Annotated in this window: 15 protein-coding genes; 12 read left to right on the plus strand and 3 right to left on the minus strand. The window is 73.8% G+C overall.

Annotated elements, in window-relative coordinates:
- The first annotated feature begins 8 nt into the window (after positions 1 to 8).
- From aspS to H9657_RS00800, 3 genes are all read left to right on the plus strand, one after another.
- Positions 9 to 1,790: an aspartate--tRNA ligase gene (gene aspS / locus H9657_RS00790; protein ID WP_191779359.1), complete on the plus strand. Its 1,782-nt coding sequence runs from the start codon at positions 9 to 11 to the stop codon at positions 1,788 to 1,790.
- A gap of 14 nt (positions 1,791 to 1,804) precedes the next feature.
- Entirely contained in the window at positions 1,805 to 2,572 is a 768-nt protein-coding gene (locus H9657_RS00795) for a GNAT family N-acetyltransferase (protein WP_191779361.1), read from the plus strand.
- An 82-nt stretch (positions 2,573 to 2,654) separates the two neighbouring features.
- On the plus strand, positions 2,655 to 3,434 hold the full coding sequence (locus H9657_RS00800; protein WP_191779362.1) for an SDR family oxidoreductase: 780 nt from the start codon (positions 2,655 to 2,657) through the stop codon (positions 3,432 to 3,434).
- Positions 3,435 to 3,454: 20 nt separating this feature from the next.
- On the opposite strand, the gene H9657_RS00805 is transcribed toward H9657_RS00800, so the two are convergent.
- The 3 genes from H9657_RS00805 to H9657_RS00815 all read right to left on the minus strand — a co-directional run bounded on the left by H9657_RS00805 (position 3,455) and on the right by H9657_RS00815 (position 7,666).
- On the minus strand, positions 3,455 to 4,909 hold the full coding sequence (locus H9657_RS00805) for a lipase maturation factor family protein (protein WP_191779364.1): 1,455 nt from the start codon (positions 4,907 to 4,909) through the stop codon (positions 3,455 to 3,457).
- A gap of 79 nt (positions 4,910 to 4,988) precedes the next feature.
- Positions 4,989 to 5,411, minus strand: coding sequence for a ribosomal maturation YjgA family protein (locus tag H9657_RS00810; protein WP_191779365.1), 423 nt, complete (start codon positions 5,409 to 5,411; stop codon positions 4,989 to 4,991).
- Between the two features lie 23 nt (positions 5,412 to 5,434).
- Positions 5,435 to 7,666, minus strand: coding sequence for an MMPL family transporter (locus H9657_RS00815; RefSeq protein ID WP_191779367.1), 2,232 nt, complete (start codon positions 7,664 to 7,666; stop codon positions 5,435 to 5,437).
- 108 nt (positions 7,667 to 7,774) lie between these two features.
- On the opposite strand from H9657_RS00815, the gene H9657_RS00820 reads away from it, so the two are divergent.
- From H9657_RS00820 to H9657_RS00860, 9 genes are all read left to right on the plus strand, one after another.
- Positions 7,775 to 9,184, plus strand: a complete 1,410-nt coding sequence (locus H9657_RS00820) for a replication-associated recombination protein A (protein WP_191779369.1) — start codon at positions 7,775 to 7,777, stop codon at positions 9,182 to 9,184.
- Positions 9,185 to 9,417: 233 nt separating this feature from the next.
- Positions 9,418 to 10,044, plus strand: coding sequence for a 30S ribosomal protein S4 (rpsD, locus tag H9657_RS00825; RefSeq protein ID WP_191779370.1), 627 nt, complete (start codon positions 9,418 to 9,420; stop codon positions 10,042 to 10,044).
- A 151-nt stretch (positions 10,045 to 10,195) separates the two neighbouring features.
- Positions 10,196 to 10,561 (plus strand): DUF948 domain-containing protein, encoded by a 366-nt coding sequence (locus tag H9657_RS00830; protein WP_191779928.1) that lies wholly within the window; start codon positions 10,196 to 10,198, stop codon positions 10,559 to 10,561.
- Positions 10,558 to 10,941 (plus strand): hypothetical protein, encoded by a 384-nt coding sequence (locus H9657_RS00835; RefSeq protein ID WP_191779372.1) that lies wholly within the window; start codon positions 10,558 to 10,560, stop codon positions 10,939 to 10,941. The genes H9657_RS00830 and H9657_RS00835 overlap by 4 nt, the downstream gene beginning before the upstream one ends.
- A gap of 93 nt (positions 10,942 to 11,034) precedes the next feature.
- On the plus strand, positions 11,035 to 13,728 hold the full coding sequence (gene alaS / locus H9657_RS00840; protein ID WP_191779373.1) for an alanine--tRNA ligase: 2,694 nt from the start codon (positions 11,035 to 11,037) through the stop codon (positions 13,726 to 13,728).
- A complete protein-coding gene (gene ruvX / locus H9657_RS00845) occupies positions 13,721 to 14,305 on the plus strand; it encodes a Holliday junction resolvase RuvX (protein ID WP_191779375.1) in 585 nt (194 codons plus the stop codon). The genes alaS and ruvX overlap by 8 nt, the downstream gene beginning before the upstream one ends.
- 7 nt (positions 14,306 to 14,312) lie before the next feature.
- On the plus strand, positions 14,313 to 15,524 hold the full coding sequence (gene mltG / locus H9657_RS00850) for an endolytic transglycosylase MltG (RefSeq protein ID WP_191779377.1): 1,212 nt from the start codon (positions 14,313 to 14,315) through the stop codon (positions 15,522 to 15,524).
- Entirely contained in the window at positions 15,521 to 16,372 is an 852-nt protein-coding gene (locus H9657_RS00855) for a shikimate dehydrogenase (protein WP_191779379.1), read from the plus strand. The genes mltG and H9657_RS00855 overlap by 4 nt, the downstream gene beginning before the upstream one ends.
- Positions 16,373 to 16,494: 122 nt before the next feature.
- Positions 16,495 to 18,168 carry a GspE/PulE family protein gene (locus H9657_RS00860; protein WP_191779380.1) on the plus strand — a complete coding sequence of 558 codons (1,674 nt, stop codon included), beginning with the start codon at positions 16,495 to 16,497 and terminating at the stop codon, positions 18,166 to 18,168.
- Positions 18,169 to 18,207: the final 39 nt, after the last annotated feature.

Raw genomic sequence — 18,207 nt, forward strand, 5'->3', positions numbered from 1 at the left:
GACCTTCCGTGCTGCGCACCCACACCGCCGGCTCGCTGCGGGCCGAGGACATCGGCACCACCGTCACCCTCACGGGCTGGGTGGACCGGCGTCGCGACCACGGCGGGGTCGCGTTCGTCGACCTGCGGGACGCCTCGGGCATCGCCCAGGTCGTCATCCGCGACGAGGCCGTCGCGCACGGCCTGCGCGCCGAGTACGTGCTGCAGGTCACCGGCGAGGTCGGCCGGCGTCCCGCGGGCAACGAGAACCCGAACCTCGCCACGGGTGAGGTCGAGCTCGTCGCGCACGAGGTCGTGGTGCTCAACGAGTCGGCGCCCCTGCCCTTCCAGGTCTCGGCGTCCGTCGACGAGCCCGTCGGCGAGGAGACGCGGCTGCGCTACCGCTACCTCGACCTGCGCCGGGCGGGACCGTCCCACGCGCTCCGGCTGCGGGCGCAGGTCAACCGCGCGGCGCGTGCGGTCCTCGACGAGCGCGGCTTCGTCGAGGTCGAGACCCCGACGCTGACCCGCTCGACGCCGGAGGGCGCGCGCGACTTCGTCGTCCCTGCCCGCCTCGCACCGGGCAGCTGGTACGCGCTGCCGCAGTCGCCGCAGCTGTTCAAGCAGCTGCTCATGGTCGGCGGGCTCGAGAAGTACTACCAGATCGCCCGCTGCTACCGCGACGAGGACTTCCGCGCCGACCGGCAGCCGGAGTTCACCCAGCTCGACGTCGAGGCGAGCTTCGTCGACCAGGACGACGTCATCGAGCTGGCCGAGGCCGTCCTGACGTCCCTGTGGGAGCTCATCGGCTACACGATCCCCACGCCGATCCCGCGCATGACGTACGCCGAGGCGATGCGTCGCTACGGCAGCGACAAGCCGGACCTGCGCTTCGGGCTCGAGCTGACCGACCTCACGGAGTACTTCGCCGCGACGCCGTTCCGCGTCTTCCAGGCGCCGTACGTCGGGGCCGTCGTCCAGCCCGGCGGTGCCAGCACGCCCCGGCGCGGCTTCGACGCGTGGCAGGAGTGGGCCAAGCAGCGCGGCGCCAAGGGTCTCGCGTACGTCACGGTCGGCGAGGACGGCGAGCTCGGTGGACCGGTCGCCAAGAACATCACGGACGAGGAGCGGGCCGGTCTCGCCGCGGCCGTCGGTGCCCAGCCGGGCGACGCGGTGTTCTTCGCCGCAGGCAAGGTCACCGACGCGCGTGCGCTGCTCGGTGCCGCACGCCTCGAGATCGGACGCCGCGGCGGCCTGATCGACGAGTCCGCGTGGTCCTTCGTGTGGGTCGTCGACGCGCCGCTGTTCAAGCCGACCGGCGAGGACGACGACGTCGCGGTCGGCGGCGGCGCCTGGACCGCCGTGCACCACGCCTTCACGTCGCCGACGCCGGAGTGGGTCGACCGCTTCGAGGAGGCGCCGGGGGAGGCGCTGGCGTACGCGTACGACATCGTGTGCAACGGCAACGAGATCGGTGGCGGGTCGATCCGTATCCACCGCCGCGACGTCCAGCAGCGCGTGTTCGAGGTCATGGGCATCGGGCCGCAGGAGGCGCAGGAGAAGTTCGGCTTCCTCCTGGACGCGTTCGCCTTCGGCGCCCCGCCGCACGGCGGGATCGCCTTCGGCTGGGACCGGATCGTCACGCTCCTGACGCGCTCGGACTCGATCCGCGAGGTCATCGCCTTCCCGAAGTCCGGCGGCGGCTACGACCCGCTCACCGGTGCCCCGGCCCCGATCTCGCCCGAGCAGCGCCGTGACACGGGCGTCGACGTCAAGCCCAAGCCGGCGCCGAGCGCCGCCGCCCAGGACTGACGCGGGGGCCTCGGGTGGCCGCACGGCTGATGGAGCGCCTCCCGCCCGTGCTGCGGGCGCGGCGCGACGTCCTCGACGGCCGGGAGCGCTGGGCCGCCGCGTCTGTCCTCGCGCAGGACGACGCGGCGGTCGTGCTCCTCGTCGACTCGCCCGCCGATGACCTCCTGTGGGCGCTCGGCGACGTCGACCAGCTCGAGGCGCTCGTGCCCGACGCGCTGGCCGGGCACGGCGGCCGCCTGCGGTGGGCCACGGTGCCGCGAGCCGTCGACGTGCCCGCCCAGGTGCTGGACGCGGCGGGCATCCGACGACAGACCTCCTGGGACCGCTTCACGACGGACGCACCGCCGCCGCGGCAGCCGGGGGAGGACGCCGTGGTCGCGCTCGACCCGGTGCGTGACGCCGCAGCCATCAACGCGTGCCTCGACGTCGGCCACCCCACGACGCGCGACCGCCCGGGTGCCCCGGACGACGTGGGGTGGTGGGGTGTGCCCGGCGACGGCGGCGACCTCCTCGGTGTGCTGGGCGTCTCGACCCGCCCGGGCGGGTCGGCGCCGTCGATGCACCTGCACGGACTCGGCGTCGTGCCCGCGGCACGCGGCCGGGGTCTGGGTGCCGCGATCACCGCGACGGCTGCCCGGCGTGCCCTGCAGGACGGCGCGTCGTGGGTCTCGCTGGGCATGTACGCGGACAACGTGCACGCCCGCCGCGTCTACGCCGCCCTGGGGTTCCGGGTGGACGTCGAGAACGCGGGCTACGGACCGCCGGGCGTCACCCACCCCTGACGTCCCCGGCGGCCCCCGCTCGCCGGGCGGTCCTCGTCCCCGTTGGCTAGCGTCGGCGTGTCGCACCACGGGAGGGCGGACGATGACGCTGCAGGACAAGGTCGCGCTGGTCACGGGCGCGGGATCGGGCATCGGGCGTGCCACCGCGGTGCGCCTCGCGCAGGACGGTGCGACGGTGGTCGCGCTGGGGCACAGCCAGGACAGTGCGGACGACGTCGCCGAGGAGATCCGCGGCAGCGGCGGCACGGTGCTCGCGGTGGCCGCGGACGTCGGTGACGCCGCCGCCGTGCGCGACGTCTACGCGCGCGTCGAGCGCGAGCTCGGACGCCTGGACGTGGTCGTCGCGAACGCGGGGATCAACGGCGTGTGGGCGCCGATCGACCAGCTCGAGCCGGACGAGTGGGCCGCGACGCTCACCACCAACCTCACGGGCACGTTCCTCACCGTCCGCTACGCCGTCCCGCTCCTGGTCCGGCAGGGCGGTGCAGTCGTCGTCGTCTCGTCCATGAACGGCACCCGGACCTTCACGACGGCGGGTGCGTCGGCGTACTCGACGAGCAAGGCCGGTCAGGTCGCGTTCGCCCGCATGGCGGCGGTCGAGCTGGGCCCGCGCGGGGTGCGGGTCAACTCCGTGTGCCCCGGTGCGATCGAGACGAACATCCTGGACAGCACCGAGCAGCGGGACACCGAGGGCATCGGCGTGCCCGCCGAGTACCCGCAGGGCCAGATCCCGCTCACGGGCGACGAGTCCGGCTCGTCGCGGCAGGTAGCGGACGTCATCGCCTTCCTGGTGTCCGACGCCGCCGGGCACGTGACCGGCACCGAGGTGTTCGTCGACGGCGGCCAGTCGCTGATCGCCTGACGGCGCACGCGCGGCGCAGGTCACCGCATCCGGGCGAGCCGCGCGCTGTCGGTCGCGTCGACCAGCAGGCCGTCGGGCTCGCGGACCCACCGCTGCCCCGTGGCACGCCGCTCCGCCGGGGTGGTGAACCGGTAGCGGTACAGGCGGGCGCGGACCCAGCGCGGTGGCTCGCCGTCGAACGGGTCGTGCGCGAGCAGGCGCAGCGTCGGACCGTCGGCGTCGAGCAGACGACCGAGGAACGGCACGAACCAGCGCAGCTGCGACGACGAGCCGAGCGCGAGGAACCACATGCCCCAGTCGAGGCGCAGGTGGTACGGCGCGTACTGGCGGGGGAGCCGGCGCACGTCGGTGGGCTTGCCGCGGAACTCGTACTCGAGCCACGTCGCGGACCCCGGGTCCGCGTCGCGCGTGCCCTCCACCACCACCTCGGTGCGCCGCCGTGTCACGGAGCCGAACGCGCCGTAGGCGTTGACGAGGTGCAGCGCGTTGAACGACGCGTTCATCGCCTGCCGGCGCGAGAGCAGGTTGCGCAGCGGGTGACGGCTCAGCCACACGCACAGCACCGCCATCGCCAGCACGACCACCACGTACCAGGTCGGCGGGTCGCCCACGCGTGCGACCGGACCGAGGTCGACGCCCACGAGCCCGAGCGCCCAGCGCCACGACGGGTCGTCGATCGCGGAGCACGCCAGCACGATCGTCAGCCAGTTGAGCCACGCGAAGTTGCCCGACAGCACGAGCCACAGCTGCGTGACGATCATGATCGCGGCGGCGCACGACGCGACCCGACCCGGCACCAGCAGGCCGAACGGCACCACCAGCTGCGTCACGTGGTTCGCCAGCACCTCGACCCGGTGCAGCGGACGCGGCAGCAGGTGGAACAGCCGGCTGAGCGGACCGGGCATCGGCTGGGTCTCGTGGTGGTAGTACAGCGCCGTCAGGTCCCGCCACGCCGGGTCGCCGCGCAGCTTGATGAGCCCCGCCCCCAGCTCCAGGCGCAGGACGAGCCACCACAGCAGCACCAGGACCGGCAGCGGCGGCGCCACGTCGTCGGACCCCAGGAAGGCCGCCAGGAACCCCGCCTCGAGCAGCAGCGACTCCCACCCGAACCCGTAGAAGACCTGCCCGACGTTGACGACCGACAGGTACAGCGCCCACAGCAGGGCGAACGCGAGCAGCGGCAGCCACGGCGGGCCCTGCTGCGGCAGGCCGACGACGAGGGTCAGCGCGACGACGACGCCGACCCACCCCACGACGACGACGAGCCGGTCGCTGTACCAGCGGTGGAACAGGCTCGGGCTCGCCCGGAACGGGACGCGCGCCGTGAACGCCCGCACGGGGAGCAGGCCACGGTCGCCCAGCAGCGGGCGGAACTGGCGGAGCACCGCGACGAACGCGACGACGTGGACGGCCGCGACGCCGCGCTGCACCAGCTCGCGCGCGAGCGTGTACCCGTCCGCGTCGAACCACTCCATCCGGACCACCCCCGGGTGTCGTCCCCGGGTCCAGGCTCGTGCAGGACGGCGTCGCGTGCTCGGCGACCGCCCCGTGGCGTCAGGTGCGACGACGGCGTCGACCGGTGAGGGCCTCCACGCCCGCCACGACGAGCACCCCCGCGAGGTAGGTCAGCAGGTCCGTGGCCACGAACGTCGACCCCAGGACGTAGGCGGCGGGCGGCCACATCTCCCCGACGGCCGCCGGGACGGGCGTGAGCTGGGCGAGCTCCACGGCGACGCACACCCCGAGCGCCACCGCGGCGGCGCGGCCCCCGTGCGCCGCCGGGACGGCGAGCAGGACCAGCAGGTGCACGAGCGCGGCGTACAGCGCACCCCCGGCGAGATCGGCGGCGAGCCCGTCGCCGCGCGACACGGCGAGCCCCGTGACCAGCACCACGAGGACCGGGACCGCCAGCAGCGCTCGCGTGCGCGGCCGCGGGGCATCGAGCGGCGGGGCGCCGGACGGCGGCGACGGGTGCACCGGTGGACCGTACCCGGGTGCGCTCAGTGGAGGATCGCGAAGCGCTCGTACAGCCGGCGCAGCGGGCCGGGAGCCCACCAGTTGGCCCGGTCCAGGATCGTCATGGTCGCCGGGACGAGGAACAGGCGCACCACGGTCGCGTCGATCAGCACCGCGAACGCGAGCGCGAAGCCGACCTGCTTGATGACGACCAGGTCACCCACGACGAAGCCGGCGAACACGACGATGATGATCGCCGCGGCGGACGTGATGATCCGCCCGGACCGCTGCAGCCCGAGCCGGACCGCCTCGTCCGTGGGCAGGCCGTCGTCGTGCAGCTCCTTGACGCGCGAGAGCAGGAACACCTCGTAGTCCATCGCCAGCCCGAACGCGAACGCGACGACCAGGGCCAGCACGTACGTCTCGATCCCGCCCGTCGACGTGAAACCCAGCAGCCCCTCGAGGTGGCCGTCCTGGAACACCCAGACCAGCACCCCGAGCGACGCCACGATGGACAGCGCGTTCGTGATCAGGGCCTTCACCGGGATCACGACCGACCCCGTCATGAGGAACAGCAGGAGCAGGGTGGCCACGCCCACGATCCCGAGCGCGAGCGGTGCGCGCGCCAGCAGGGCGTCGGTGAAGTCGATCTGCGACGCGGCCTGACCCACCACCCACCGCTCGAACGGCACGTCGAGCCCTCGCACCTCGCGCACGACGTCGGCGGCCGCCGGACCGCCCGGGTCGTCGGTGTCCGCGCGCACCCCGAGGACGACGTACGCGCCCACGGGAGCCGGCGGGTCGACAGCGACGACACCCGGCAGCTGCGCGATCTCCTGCGCCCACGCGGTCGCCTCCGGGAGCGACGCGGCCGTGACGACCGTGACGGCCGGGGACGACGCCGCCGGGTAGTTCTCCTCGAGGTCGGCGACGTACTCGCGCTGCGTCGTGCCCGCCGGGAGCAGCTCGAGGCCGCTGATCCGCAGCTCCATCCGCAGCGCCGGCGCCGCCAGCAGGGCCAGCAGCGCCACGCACCCGAGCATGACCCACCACGGGTGGCGCTGCACGCGTCCCGCGAGGTTCGAGAACGCGCCCTCCTCGTGCCGCACGTCCGACGCGCGCCGCAGTCCCGGCACGCGGGCCAGCAGCCCCGGCTTCGCCAGGCGGCGGCCCGTCATCGTGAGCAGCGCCGGGACGAGCGTGACGGCGGTGGCGACCGCCACCAGCACGACGGCCACGCCGCCCGCCCCCACGGCGCGCAGGATGTCGGGGCGGAACACCAGCAGGCCGGCGATCGAGACGGCGACCGTCACGGCGGAGAACACCACGGTGCGGCCCGCCGTCGCCATGGTCCGCTCCACCGCGGCGACGACCGCACCGTCACCACGGCGCCGGCGGCTGCCCGCGCCGTCGTCGGTGCCGACGCTGCGGTGCAGCTCCTCGCGGAACCGCGACACGATCAGCAGGCCGTAGTCGATCGACAGACCCAGCCCGAGCACGGTGACCACGTTGACCACCGACGCGTCGACGTCCATCACGTACGTCAGCGCGAGCAGCGAGCCCAGCCCGCCCGCGATGGAGGCGAGCGCACCCACCATCGGCATCGCCGCAGCCAGGAACCCGCCGAAGACGACCACCATGATGAGCAGCGCGATCGGCAGCGCCACGACCTCACCCGTGCGCAGGTCCTCCTCGACCTGCTGCGTGATCTCGTCGACGATGAGGTGCTCGGCGCCGACCACGCCCTGGACGTCGGGCGCCACGGCGGCGAGCTCGCCCGGCACCTCGAGCAGCCGCTGCTCCACCGCGTCGAGCGCGGCGGCCTGCGCGTCCTGCGTCAGGTCGGGCGCCAGCTCCACGACCACGAGGAACCCGTCGCCGTCCTGGGCGAGCAGCGGGGCCGACGCCGGGTTCTCGACACCGCCCGGCAGCACCAGGGGGTCGATCACGGACGCCACGCCCTCGATCGCGGACAGCTCGGCGCGCGCGGGCTCGAGCGCGGGCCCCAGCTCAGGGTCCGCAGGGTCGAGCCCGGACAGCACGAGGTTCACGCTCGGGCCCGTCGTCCGCTCCGCGGCGAGGATCTCCTGCCCGCGCGTCGACTCGGTGCCCGGCACGCCCGGCGAGCCGGTCGCCACCCGGTCGAACAGGTTCTCCCCGTGCAGGCCCTGCACCGCCAGGGCGTAGCCGAGGACCGTGAGGACCAGCCACACGACGACCGTGGGACGCGGGTGGTGGGCGACGGTGCGACCCAGGCGTGCGAACACGCGGGTCATGCTCGCAGGTCGGGGGGGCCGGGCGCACGTCACGACCGCGGGCCCGGGGGTCGCGCGCCGTCGTGACCGTGCGACCGACCGTCGCAGGGGGCCCGTAGGCTCGCAGGCATGGACCTGTTCGACGCGGTCTCCTCGACCGCGCACGGGCTGCCGGCCCCCGCCGCCGGCGCCCCGCTCGCGGTGCGCATGCGCCCGCGCACCCTCGACGAGGTCGCCGGCCAGGGGCACCTGCTCGTGCCCGGCTCGCCCCTGCGCCGCCTCGTCGAGCCGGCCGAGGAGGGCGCGCGCCGCGCGGTGCCCTCCTCCGTCGTCCTGTGGGGCCCGCCGGGCACCGGCAAGACGACGCTCGCCTACCTGGTCGCGAGCACGTCGGGACGCCGGTTCGTCGAGCTCTCGGCCGTCACCGCGGGCGTCAAGGACGTGCGCGCGGTCGTCGACGACGCGCGCCGCCGGCTCGCGGCCGACGGGTCCGAGACCGTCCTGTTCATCGACGAGGTGCACCGCTTCACCAAGGCCCAGCAGGACGCCCTGCTGCCGAGCGTCGAGAACCGCTGGGTCACGCTCGTCGCCGCCACCACCGAGAACCCCTCGTTCTCGGTCAACTCCCCGCTCCTGTCGCGGTCCCTGCTGCTGACGCTGCAGCCGCTGTCCACCGACGACGTGCGCGTCCTCGTCGAGCGCGCGGTGCGCGACGAGCGCGGCCTCGCCGGCTCCGTCACGCTCGACGACGACGCCCTCGACCACCTCCTGCGCCTCGCCGGCGGCGACGCCCGCAAGGCGCTGACGATCCTCGAGGCCGCCGCGGGCGCGGGGCTGTCCGAGCGCGGCCCCGTGGGCGAGACCGCGACCCCCGTCACGATCGACCTCGCCACGGTCGAGCGCGCGATCGACGTCGCCGCGGTGCGCTACGACCGCGACGGCGACCAGCACTACGACGTCATCAGCGCGTTCATCAAGTCGATGCGCGGCTCCGACGTCGACGCGTCCCTGCACTACCTGGCCCGGATGGTCGCCGCGGGCGAGGACCCGCGCTTCATCGCCCGGCGCATCGTCATCGCCGCCGCCGAGGACGTCGGCATGGCCGACCCGAGCGCGCTGCAGACCGCGGTCGCCGCCGCGCAGGCCGTCGCGCTCATCGGCATGCCCGAGGCGCGGATCATCCTGGCCGAGGCGGTCGTGCACCTGGCCACCGCCCCCAAGTCCAACGCCGCCTACGTCGGGATCGACCGCGCACTCGCGGACGTGCGCGCCGGACGCATCGGCACCGTCCCGCCGCACCTGCGCGACGCGCACTACGGGGGTGCCCAGGGGCTCGGGCACGGCAAGGGCTACCGGTACGCGCACGACGCACCGCACGCGGTCGCGACGCAGCAGTACCTGCCGGACGAGCTCGCGGGCACCCGCTACTACGAGCCGTCCGACCGGGGCTTCGAGCGGTCCGTGGGGGAGCGGCTGACGAGGATCCGGTCCATCCTCGACCCGTCCGGCGGCGGGGACCCGGCGGGCGGACCGGCCTGACGACGGCGCGGCGGCTGATCCGGGCCCGTCCGTCAGGTAGTATCGACCGGTCGTCCGCCGTTGCGCGGACGGCAGCAGTCAGCACCTGGGGCCCTAGCCCGCGGCACCGACCGTCCTCGTGACGACCGGGTGGCCGCACCGTGGTCGGCCCCACGCCCGCCGGAGACCTTTCCGTCCGGACCTCGTCCGGAGCGCGGGTGTGCTCGTCCATCGACACGACAGGAAGTACCACTGTGAGCAGCGTGACCCGTTCGCGTCGCCAGGTCCGCCTGAGCCGCGCGCTCGGCCTGGCCCTGACGCCCAAGGCCGTCAAGCACTTCGAGAAGCGTCCGTACCCCCCGGGCGAGCACGGCCGCGCCCGTCGCCGCACCGAGTCGGACTACGCGGTGCGTCTGCGCGAGAAGCAGCGTCTGCGCGCCCAGTACGCGCTGCGCGAGAAGCAGCTCGCCAAGGCGTACGAGAACGCCCGCAAGGCCCCGGGCCTGACCGGTGAGGCCCTCGTCGAGGACCTCGAGACGCGTCTGGACGCGCTCGTCCTGCGCGCCGGCTTCGCCCGCACGATCCTGCAGGCGCGCCAGACGGTCACGCACCGTCACGTGCTCGTCGACGGCAAGATCGTCGACCGCCCGTCCTTCCGCGTGAAGGAGGGACAGACGCTGCAGATCAAGCCCAAGTCCCAGGCCACCGTGCCGTTCCAGGTCGCCGCCGCCGGCGCCCACCGCGACGTGCTGCCCAACGTGCCGGGCTACCTCGAGGTCCAGCTCGAGAAGCTCAGCGCCACGCTGGTGCGCCGCCCCAAGCGCGCCGAGGTCCCCGTGACGTGCGAGGTCCAGCTGGTCGTCGAGTACTACGCCCGCTGATCCGCTCACGAACGCCCCGCCGCGCACCCGTGCCGGCGGGGCGTTCGTGCGTCCGGCGGGCGCGGCACGCGCGTCGTCCGGGCGTGTCGCCCGGGTAGGGTGACGACGTCCGATCACGGACCAACACGCAGCTGGAGAGAGGTCGGGCATGGTGTCGATCGGTGACGTCGCGGGACTCGTCGCAGCAATCGCTTTCGTCGGCCTGGTCGGCTTCCTCGGGTTCGTGTGCCTGAAGGTGGCCGCCGTGCTGGAGGAGACGCGCAGCTCCGTCAAGGAGCTGACGGACCACACGGTCCCGATGCTCGACGAGGCCGCGAAGGTCGTCGCGTCGTCCGCCTCGCAGATGGACAAGGTCGACACGGTCACGACCGCGGCGGCCCAGGTCGGCGAGAACGTCTCGGCGCTGTCCTCTCTGGTCACCGCCACCGTCGGTGCGCCGCTGCTCAAGGTCGCGGCGTTCTCCTACGGCGTGCGGCGGGCCCTCGCGGGCCTGCGCACGGGCGGCACGGGCCGATGAGGCGCCTGTTCTGGGTCGGCGTGGGCGTCGCTCTCACGGTGGTCGTCGTGCGGCAGGGCCGTCGGGTCGTCGCGCAGTACGCACCCGCCGGCACGGGCGACGCGGTCGACGGCGTGGTCCGGGTCGGGCGCGCGCTGCGGGCCGCGCGCGACGACTTCCGCACGGGCGTCGCCGAGCGGGAAGCCGAGCTGCTCGAGGCCCTCGTCGGTGACGTCGACCTCGACACCGTGCGTGCCAACGCGCCGCGGCACCGCGCCGAGCTGCGCGAGACGTTCGGCCGGCCCGCACAGGGCGGGCTGGCACGCGACCTGTCCGCCCGGGGCTGGGCGGACGAGCCGCTCACCGACCCCGACGACGACGCGCAGGCCCCGTTCTTCTGAGCGGGCCGCCGCGCACCACCCGGGCCCGCGTGCCCGGACCCACCCGAACCATCCGCCGCCGCCGCGCGGTGGACCGCACCTGACGAGGACGACATGCGCACCGCCGAGATCCGCCAGCGCTGGCTCGACTACTTCGAGACCCGGGGCCACGCCATCGTGCCGTCCGTGCCCCTGATCTCCCCGGACCCGTCGATCCTGTTCACGATCGCCGGCATGGTGCCGTTCATCCCGTACATCCTGGGGACCCAGGAGGCGCCGTGGCCGCGCGTGGCCAACGCGCAGAAGTGCATCCGTACCAACGACATCGAGAACGTGGGCCGCACGACGCGCCACGGCACGTTCTTCCAGATGCTCGGCAACTTCTCGTTCGGCGACTACTTCAAGCAGGGCGCGATCGAGCTCGCGTGGGGCTTCCTCACCGGCTCGCAGGCCGACGGCGGCCTCGGGCTGGACGGCGACCGCTTCTGGGTGACCATCTGGAACGAGGACACCGAGGCGGCCGACGCGCTCGTCCGCGTCGGGGTGAACCCGAAGCACATCGTGCGCCTGACGCGCGAGGAGAACTTCTGGGACACGGGCCAGCCCGGCCCCGCGGGCCCGTGCGCCGAGTGGCACTACGACCGCGGCCCCGAGTTCGGCCCCGAGGCCGAGGGCGGGACGGTCGACCCCGGCGGCGACCGGTACCTCGAGATCTGGAACCTCGTCTTCGACCAGTTCGTGCGCGGCGAGGGGCGGGGCAAGGACTACCCGCTGCTCGGTGAGCTCGAGCGCAAGGCCATCGACACCGGGGCCGGCCTGGAGCGCATCGCGTACCTGCTGCAGGGCAAGAACAACCTGTACGAGACGGACGAGGTCTTCCCGGTCATCGAGCGCGCCGCCGAGCTCACGGGGCGTCGCTACGGCGCGGGCGGCGAGGACGACGTGCGGCTGCGCGTCATCGGCGACCACGTCCGCTCCGCCCTCATGCTCATCGGTGACGGTGTCACGCCGTCCAACGAGGGCCGCGGCTACGTGCTGCGCCGGCTCGTGCGGCGCGCGGTGCGCTCGTTGCGCCTGCTGGGTGTCGAGGAGGCCGCGCTGCCCCAGCTGCTGCCCATCAGCCGCGACCTCATGAGCGCGTCGTACCCCGAGATCGCGCGCGACTTCGACCGCATCTCCCAGGTGGCGTACGGCGAGGAGGAGACGTTCCTGCGGACCCTCACCGCCGGCACCTCGATCTTCGAGGGTGCGGTCACCCGTGCGAAGGCCGGTGCCGGCGACGGCGAGGCCGCGCTGACCGGCGAGCAGGCGTTCGCGCTGCACGACACCTACGGGTTCCCGATCGACCTCACGCTCGAGATGGCGGCCGAGCACGGCGTCAGCGTCGACGAGCAGGCGTTCCGCACGCTCATGCAGGCGCAGCGGGACCGTGCGCGCGCCGACGCGCTGGCCAAGAAGACCGGCCACGCCGACACCAGCGCCTACCAGCAGCTCCAGCAGTCGCTGAGCAGCGAGCACGGCGCCCCCGTGACCTTCGTCGGCTACACCGACACGACCGCGCGCGCCAAGGTCGTCGGGCTGCTCGTCGACGGCGCGCCCGCCCCGGCGGCCACCGCACCCGCGCACGTGCAGGTCGTGCTCGACGTCACGCCCTTCTACGCCGAGGCCGGCGGCCAGCTCGCCGACACCGGCACGATCACGCTCGAGAACGGCGGGATCGTCGAGGTCGACGACGTGCAGGCGCCGGTCAAGGGGCTGTCCGTGCACCACGGCCGCCTCGTCGACGGCACCGTCACGCTCGGTGACCAGGGCACCGCGACGATCGACACCGCGCGCCGCCGGGCGATCGCGCGCGCCCACACCGCGACCCACATGGTGCACAAGGCGCTGCGCGAGGAGCTCGGCGACAGCGCCACGCAGGCGGGCTCGGAGAACGCGCCCAGCCGCCTGCGGTTCGACTTCCGGTCCGGGGCCTCGGTGCCGGCGTCCTCGCTCTCGCAGATCGAGGGCCGCGTCAACGAGCGGCTGCAGGACGACCTCGAGGTCACGGACCGCACGATGGCCATCGACGAGGCCCGCGCGCTGGGCGCGATGGCGCTCTTCGGCGAGAAGTACGGCAGCCAGGTGCGCGTCGTGTCCATCGGCGGCGACTGGTCGCGCGAGCTGTGCGCCGGCACGCACGTGCGGCGCTCGGGCGAGCTCGGGCTGGTCACGCTGCTGGGCGAGTCGTCCATCGGGTCGGGCGTGCGCCGCGTCGACGCGCTCGTCGGGGACTCGGCCTACGGCTACCAGGCCAAGGAGCGCGCGCTCGTCAGCCAGCTCTCCGGTCTGCTCGGGGCGCGCCCGGAGGAGCTCGGCGACCGCGTGTCGTCGCTGCTCACGCGCGTTCGCGAGTCGGAGAAGGAGCTCGCGGCGCTGCGCCAGGCACAGGTGCTGGCGGCCGCGGGTCAGCTCGCGGCGGGTGCCGAGCAGGTCGGCGCGGTCCGCGTCGTCGCGCACGACGCGGGCGACGTGGCGGCCCCGGACGACCTGCGCACGCTCGCGCTGGACGTGCGCGGGCGGCTGGGGGAGTCGTCCCCCGTCGTCGTGGCGGTCGGCGGCGTGGCCAAGGGCCGTCCCGTCGTCGTGGTGGCCACCAACGCGGCGGCGCGCGAGGCCGGGCACCGGGCGGGCGTGCTCGTGCGCGCCGCCTCGGGCGTCCTCGGCGGCGGCGGCGGTGGCAAGGACGACGTCGCCCAGGGCGGCGGAACCGACCCGGCCCGGCTGGCCGACGCCCTCGCGGGCGTCGTCGCGGCGGTCCGTGGCTGACGGCCCGACGCCGCCCGCGGGCGCCGACGTCGACGTGGTGACGCGGGGCGTCCGCCTCGCGGTCGACGTCGGCACGGTCCGCGTCGGGCTCGCGTCGAGCGACCCGGACGGCATGCTCGCGACGCCGGTGGCGACGCTCGCGCGTGCCCCCGGCAAGCCGTCGTCGACGGCCGCGGACGTGGCGGCGATCGCGGACGAGGCGCGGGAACGTGGTGCTCAAGTCGTGTACGTCGGGCTGCCCCGTCACCTGTCCGGTGCGGAGGGGTCGTCCGCGGGGGTCGCTCGCGCGTACGCTGTCGCACTGGCGCACGCGGTCCGGCCCCTCGGGGTCCGGCTCGTGGATGAGCGGATGAGCACCGTGACCGCGCATCACGCACTACAGGCGGCCGGCCGATCCGGACGCCGCCACCGGCAGGTCGTCGACCAGGCAGCCGCGGTGGTGATCCTGCAGCACGCGCTGGACGTGGAGAGGTCCACGGGACGACGTCCCGGGGAACGGGTCGAGGTCGACCCGGACCGTTCCGCCCCGGCGCGGGGGGCTGTTGCGGGTGACGACGGCACGACAACCGTGGAGTGACACGCAGGTGAGCAACCAGACGGAGTGGTGGGCCCCCGTGAAGTCGGACGAGAGTGCGACCGAGCTCTTCGGTGGTGACCGTGCCGCGGCCGCGCCCGGTGCGCCCGAGCCGCGTCGCCGTTCGCGGGCCTCCGGACGCAAGCGCGACGAGCGGATGCGCAAGCAGCGTCGCCGCCGGTCGATCTCGGTCCTGGTGGTCGCCCTGGTGCTCGTGGTCGGTGCGGTCTACGTCGTCTTCTCCCTCATGGGCGGCTCTCTCCTCGGTGGCTCCGGCCAGACGCGGGCGGAGACGGACTACCCGGGGTCGGGCAGGCCGGGAGCGCCCACGGTGGTCATCAACGCCGGCGACTCGGGCGCGGCGATCGCCACGACGCTGCACCAGGCCGGGATCGTGGCCTCCGAGGAGGCGTTCCGCGACGCGTTCAACGCGAACCCCGACGCCGCGGGCATCCAGCCCGGCACGTACCAGCTGATGCTGGAGATGAAGGCCGAGCTCGCGGTCCGCGCGCTGCTCGACCCGAAGAGCCGGGTCTCGATGAAGGTCACGATCCCCGAGGCCTTCACCGCCGAGCAGATCTTCACGCGCATCCACGAGGTCACGCTCATCAGCGTCGACGACATCCGCGCCGCCGCGGCGGACCCCGCAGCCATCGGCCTGCCGGCGGAGGCCGGCGGCAAGGTCGAGGGGTGGCTCGCCCCGTCGACCTACCAGATCGAGCCGAACACCTCGCCGCAGAGCATCCTGTCGCAGATGGTCGCGAAGACCGTCGAGACGCTCAACTCCAAGGGCGTGCCGCAGGACCAGTGGCACGACGTGCTGACGAAGGCCTCCCTCATCGAGAAGGAGGCCAAGCTCCACGAGGACCGGCCGATCATGGCCCGCGCGATCCAGAACCGGTTGGACCGCGGCATGACGCTCGACATCGACGCGTCGGTCGCGTACGGCCTGGGGATCTCCGGGACGCAGCTCACGCGTGAGAACACCCAGGACCCGAGCAACCCGTACAACACCTACAAGCACCTGGGGCTGCCGCCGACGCCCATCGCGGCCCCCGGTGTCGTGTCGATCGACGCCGTGCTCAACCCGGCCGAGGGCAAGTGGGTGTTCTGGGTGGCGATCGACCTCGAGACGGGGGAGACCCGGTTCGCCGAGACGCACGACGAGCACCAGGAGAACGTCGCACTGCTGAGGGCGTGGCAGGCGGAGCACGCGGGGTGACGGCTGCGCACCGTCGCGCGGCGGTGCTCGGGCACCCGGTCGCGCACTCGTTGTCGCCCGTGCTGCACCGTGCGGCCTACGCGGCGCTCGGCCTGGACACCTGGGCGTACGACGCCGTCGACGTCACCGAGGACCAGCTCCCGGCCTTCCTGGACCGTCTCGACGGGTCCTGGGCGGGGCTGAGCCTGACGATGCCGCTCAAGCAGACGGTGATCCCGCTGCTGGACCACGTCGAGCCCCTCGCGCAGGTGGTCGGTGCCGTGAACACCGTGCTCGTGCAGGGCTCCGGTCGGGCGCGCACGCTCACGGGTGCCAACACCGACGTGCACGGCCTGGTCGCGGCGCTCGGTGAGGCCGGCGTCCCGGGCGGCCTGCGGTCGGCCGGTGTGGTCGGGGCCGGGGCGACGGCGGCGTCGACCCTCGCGGCGCTCGCGCAGCTGGGGTGCCCGACGCCCCGGGTGTACGTGCGGTCGCAGGCGCGTGCCGGCGCCCTGCTGCGCGCCGCGCACCGCATGGGCGTCGAACCACGGCTGTGCCGGCTCGACGACGCGGCGGGGGAGATCGGTCGCCTCGACGCGGTCGTGAGCACCCTGCCCGCGCACGCGGCGGACCCGCTCGCCGCAGCGCTGCCGGCCCACGTCGGCGGCGCACTGCTGGACGTCTGCTACGATCCGCGCCCGACGGCACTCGGGGCCGCGTGGGCCGCCCGTGGGGGCCGGGTGGTGGGCGGTGAGCGCATGCTGCTGCACCAGGCCGTCGAGCAGGTGCGGCTCATGACGGGACGGCCGGGCCCCCTCGCCGCGATGGATGCGGCGCTGGCCGCGGTGCTCGCCCCGGCCACCGCCTGACCGCGCCCGTCGCGCCCGTGTGCAGGGTGCGGCACCTCGGACGTCCGCCTTCAGAGTGCGGGAGCGCCTGCCGATGACCTTCTCGGAGGCCGACGGCGGTCTCAGGACGAGGAGGCGCGCGCGTGAAGCAGCTCGGGGAGATCCTGCTGACCGAAGGTCTGGTGACGGAGGCGCAGCTGCTCGCGGCGATCGACGAGCAGACGTCGATGGGGACGTCCCTGGGACGGACGCTCGTCGAGCTGGGGATCCTGTCGGAGTCGCAGCTCGTGCGGGCGCTGGCCGCCCAGGTCGGGATGGAGTACGTCGACCTCGACGAGTACCCCGTCGACCGGATGGCCGTCACGATGGTCCCCGCCGCGGTGTGCCGCCGGCACTCGGTGCTCCCGGTCGCGCTGCGCGACGGCGCCCTGGTGCTCGCGACGCCCGACCCCGGCAACGTCGTCGCCGTCGACGACGTGCGCACGCTGTCCGGGATGCGGGTCATCCCGGTGATCGCCGCGTACGACAACGTGCTGCGCGCGATCGACCGCTTCTGCCGTGCGGACGACGAGATGGAGGACCTCTCGTCGGCGTTCGAGCAGGAGCTCGCGCCGCAGGAGGTCGACCTCGGCAACCTCGGGAACGTCTCCGACGACGACGCGCCGATCGTGCGGTACGTCAACCTGCTGGTCACGCAGGCGATCACCGACCGCGCGTCGGACATCCACATCGAGCCCGCCGAGCACGACCTGCGCGTCCGGTACCGCATCGACGGGGTCCTGCACGAGACGCAGCGCTCGCCCAAGAACATCACCGGCGGCGTCATCAGCCGCGTCAAGATCATGAGCGACATCGACATCGCCGAGAAGCGCAAGCCGCAGGACGGCCGCATGTCCGTCGTGCACAACGGCCGCAAGATCGACCTGCGCGTGGCGACGCTGCCCACGGTGTGGGGCGAGAAGGTCGTCATGCGTATCCTCGACAACTCCACGGCGAGCCTGGACCTGCGGGACCTGTCTTTCCTGGACCACAACTACGAGACGTACCAGCAGTCGTACACCAAGCCCTACGGGATGATCCTGGTCACCGGGCCCACGGGCTCGGGCAAGTCGACGACGCTGTACGCGACGCTCAACGCGGTCTCCAAGCCGGAGATCAACGTCATCACGGTCGAGGACCCGGTCGAGTACCGCCTCCCGGGGATCAACCAGGTCCAGGTCAACCCGAAGGCCGGGCTCACGTTCGCCGCGGCGCTGCGCTCGATCCTGCGCTCCGACCCCGACGTCGTGCTGCTCGGTGAGATCCGCGACCACGAGACCGCGCAGATCGCCGTCGAGGCCGCCCTCACGGGTCACCTCGTCCTGTCGACCCTGCACACCAACGACGCGCCGTCGGCCGTCACCCGTCTGACGGAGATGGGCATCGAGCCGTTCCTCGTGGGGTCGGCGCTGGACTGCGTCGTGGCCCAGCGGCTCGCGCGCCGCCTGTGCCCGAAGTGCAAGGAGCTGTACCAGCCGACGCCCATGGAGCTCGAGGCCGCGCAGTTCCCGTGGGTGCCGGGCGAGCCCCTGCCCGAGCTGTACCGGCCCGCGGGCTGCGTCGCGTGCTCGCGCACCGGCTACAAGGGCCGTCTCGCCCTGCACGAGGTCATGCGCGTCACCGAGGACATCGAGCGCCACGCCGTGGCGCACTCGTCGTCGGCCGACATCGCGGCGACCGCGGTGCACCAGGGCATGCGCCGGCTGCGCGAGGACGGCTGGTACAAGGTCGCGTCGGGGCTGACGTCGATCGAGGAGATCCTGCGCGTCGTCGCCTGACGTGACCGGCGGGCGACCCGCCTCAAGTCGGACGCTCCT

It is taken from the genome of Cellulomonas avistercoris, assembly GCF_014836445.1.
GTDB lineage: Bacteria > Actinomycetota > Actinomycetes > Actinomycetales > Cellulomonadaceae > Cellulomonas > Cellulomonas avistercoris.

Bases quoted from the DNA above. Each gene is read 5' to 3' on its own strand.
- H9657_RS00805 (WP_191779364.1), bottom strand. From the start codon at position 4,909: ATGGAGTGGTTCGACGCGGACGGGTACACGCTCGCGCGCGAGCTGGTG.
- H9657_RS00800 (WP_191779362.1), top strand. From the start codon at position 2,655: ATGACGCTGCAGGACAAGGTCGCGCTGGTCACGGGCGCGGGATCGGGC.
- alaS (WP_191779373.1), top strand. From the start codon at position 11,035: ATGCGCACCGCCGAGATCCGCCAGCGCTGGCTCGACTACTTCGAGACC.
- H9657_RS00815 (WP_191779367.1), bottom strand. From the start codon at position 7,666: ATGACCCGCGTGTTCGCACGCCTGGGTCGCACCGTCGCCCACCACCCG.
- H9657_RS00820 (WP_191779369.1), top strand. From the start codon at position 7,775: ATGGACCTGTTCGACGCGGTCTCCTCGACCGCGCACGGGCTGCCGGCC.
- H9657_RS00835 (WP_191779372.1), top strand. From the start codon at position 10,558: ATGAGGCGCCTGTTCTGGGTCGGCGTGGGCGTCGCTCTCACGGTGGTC.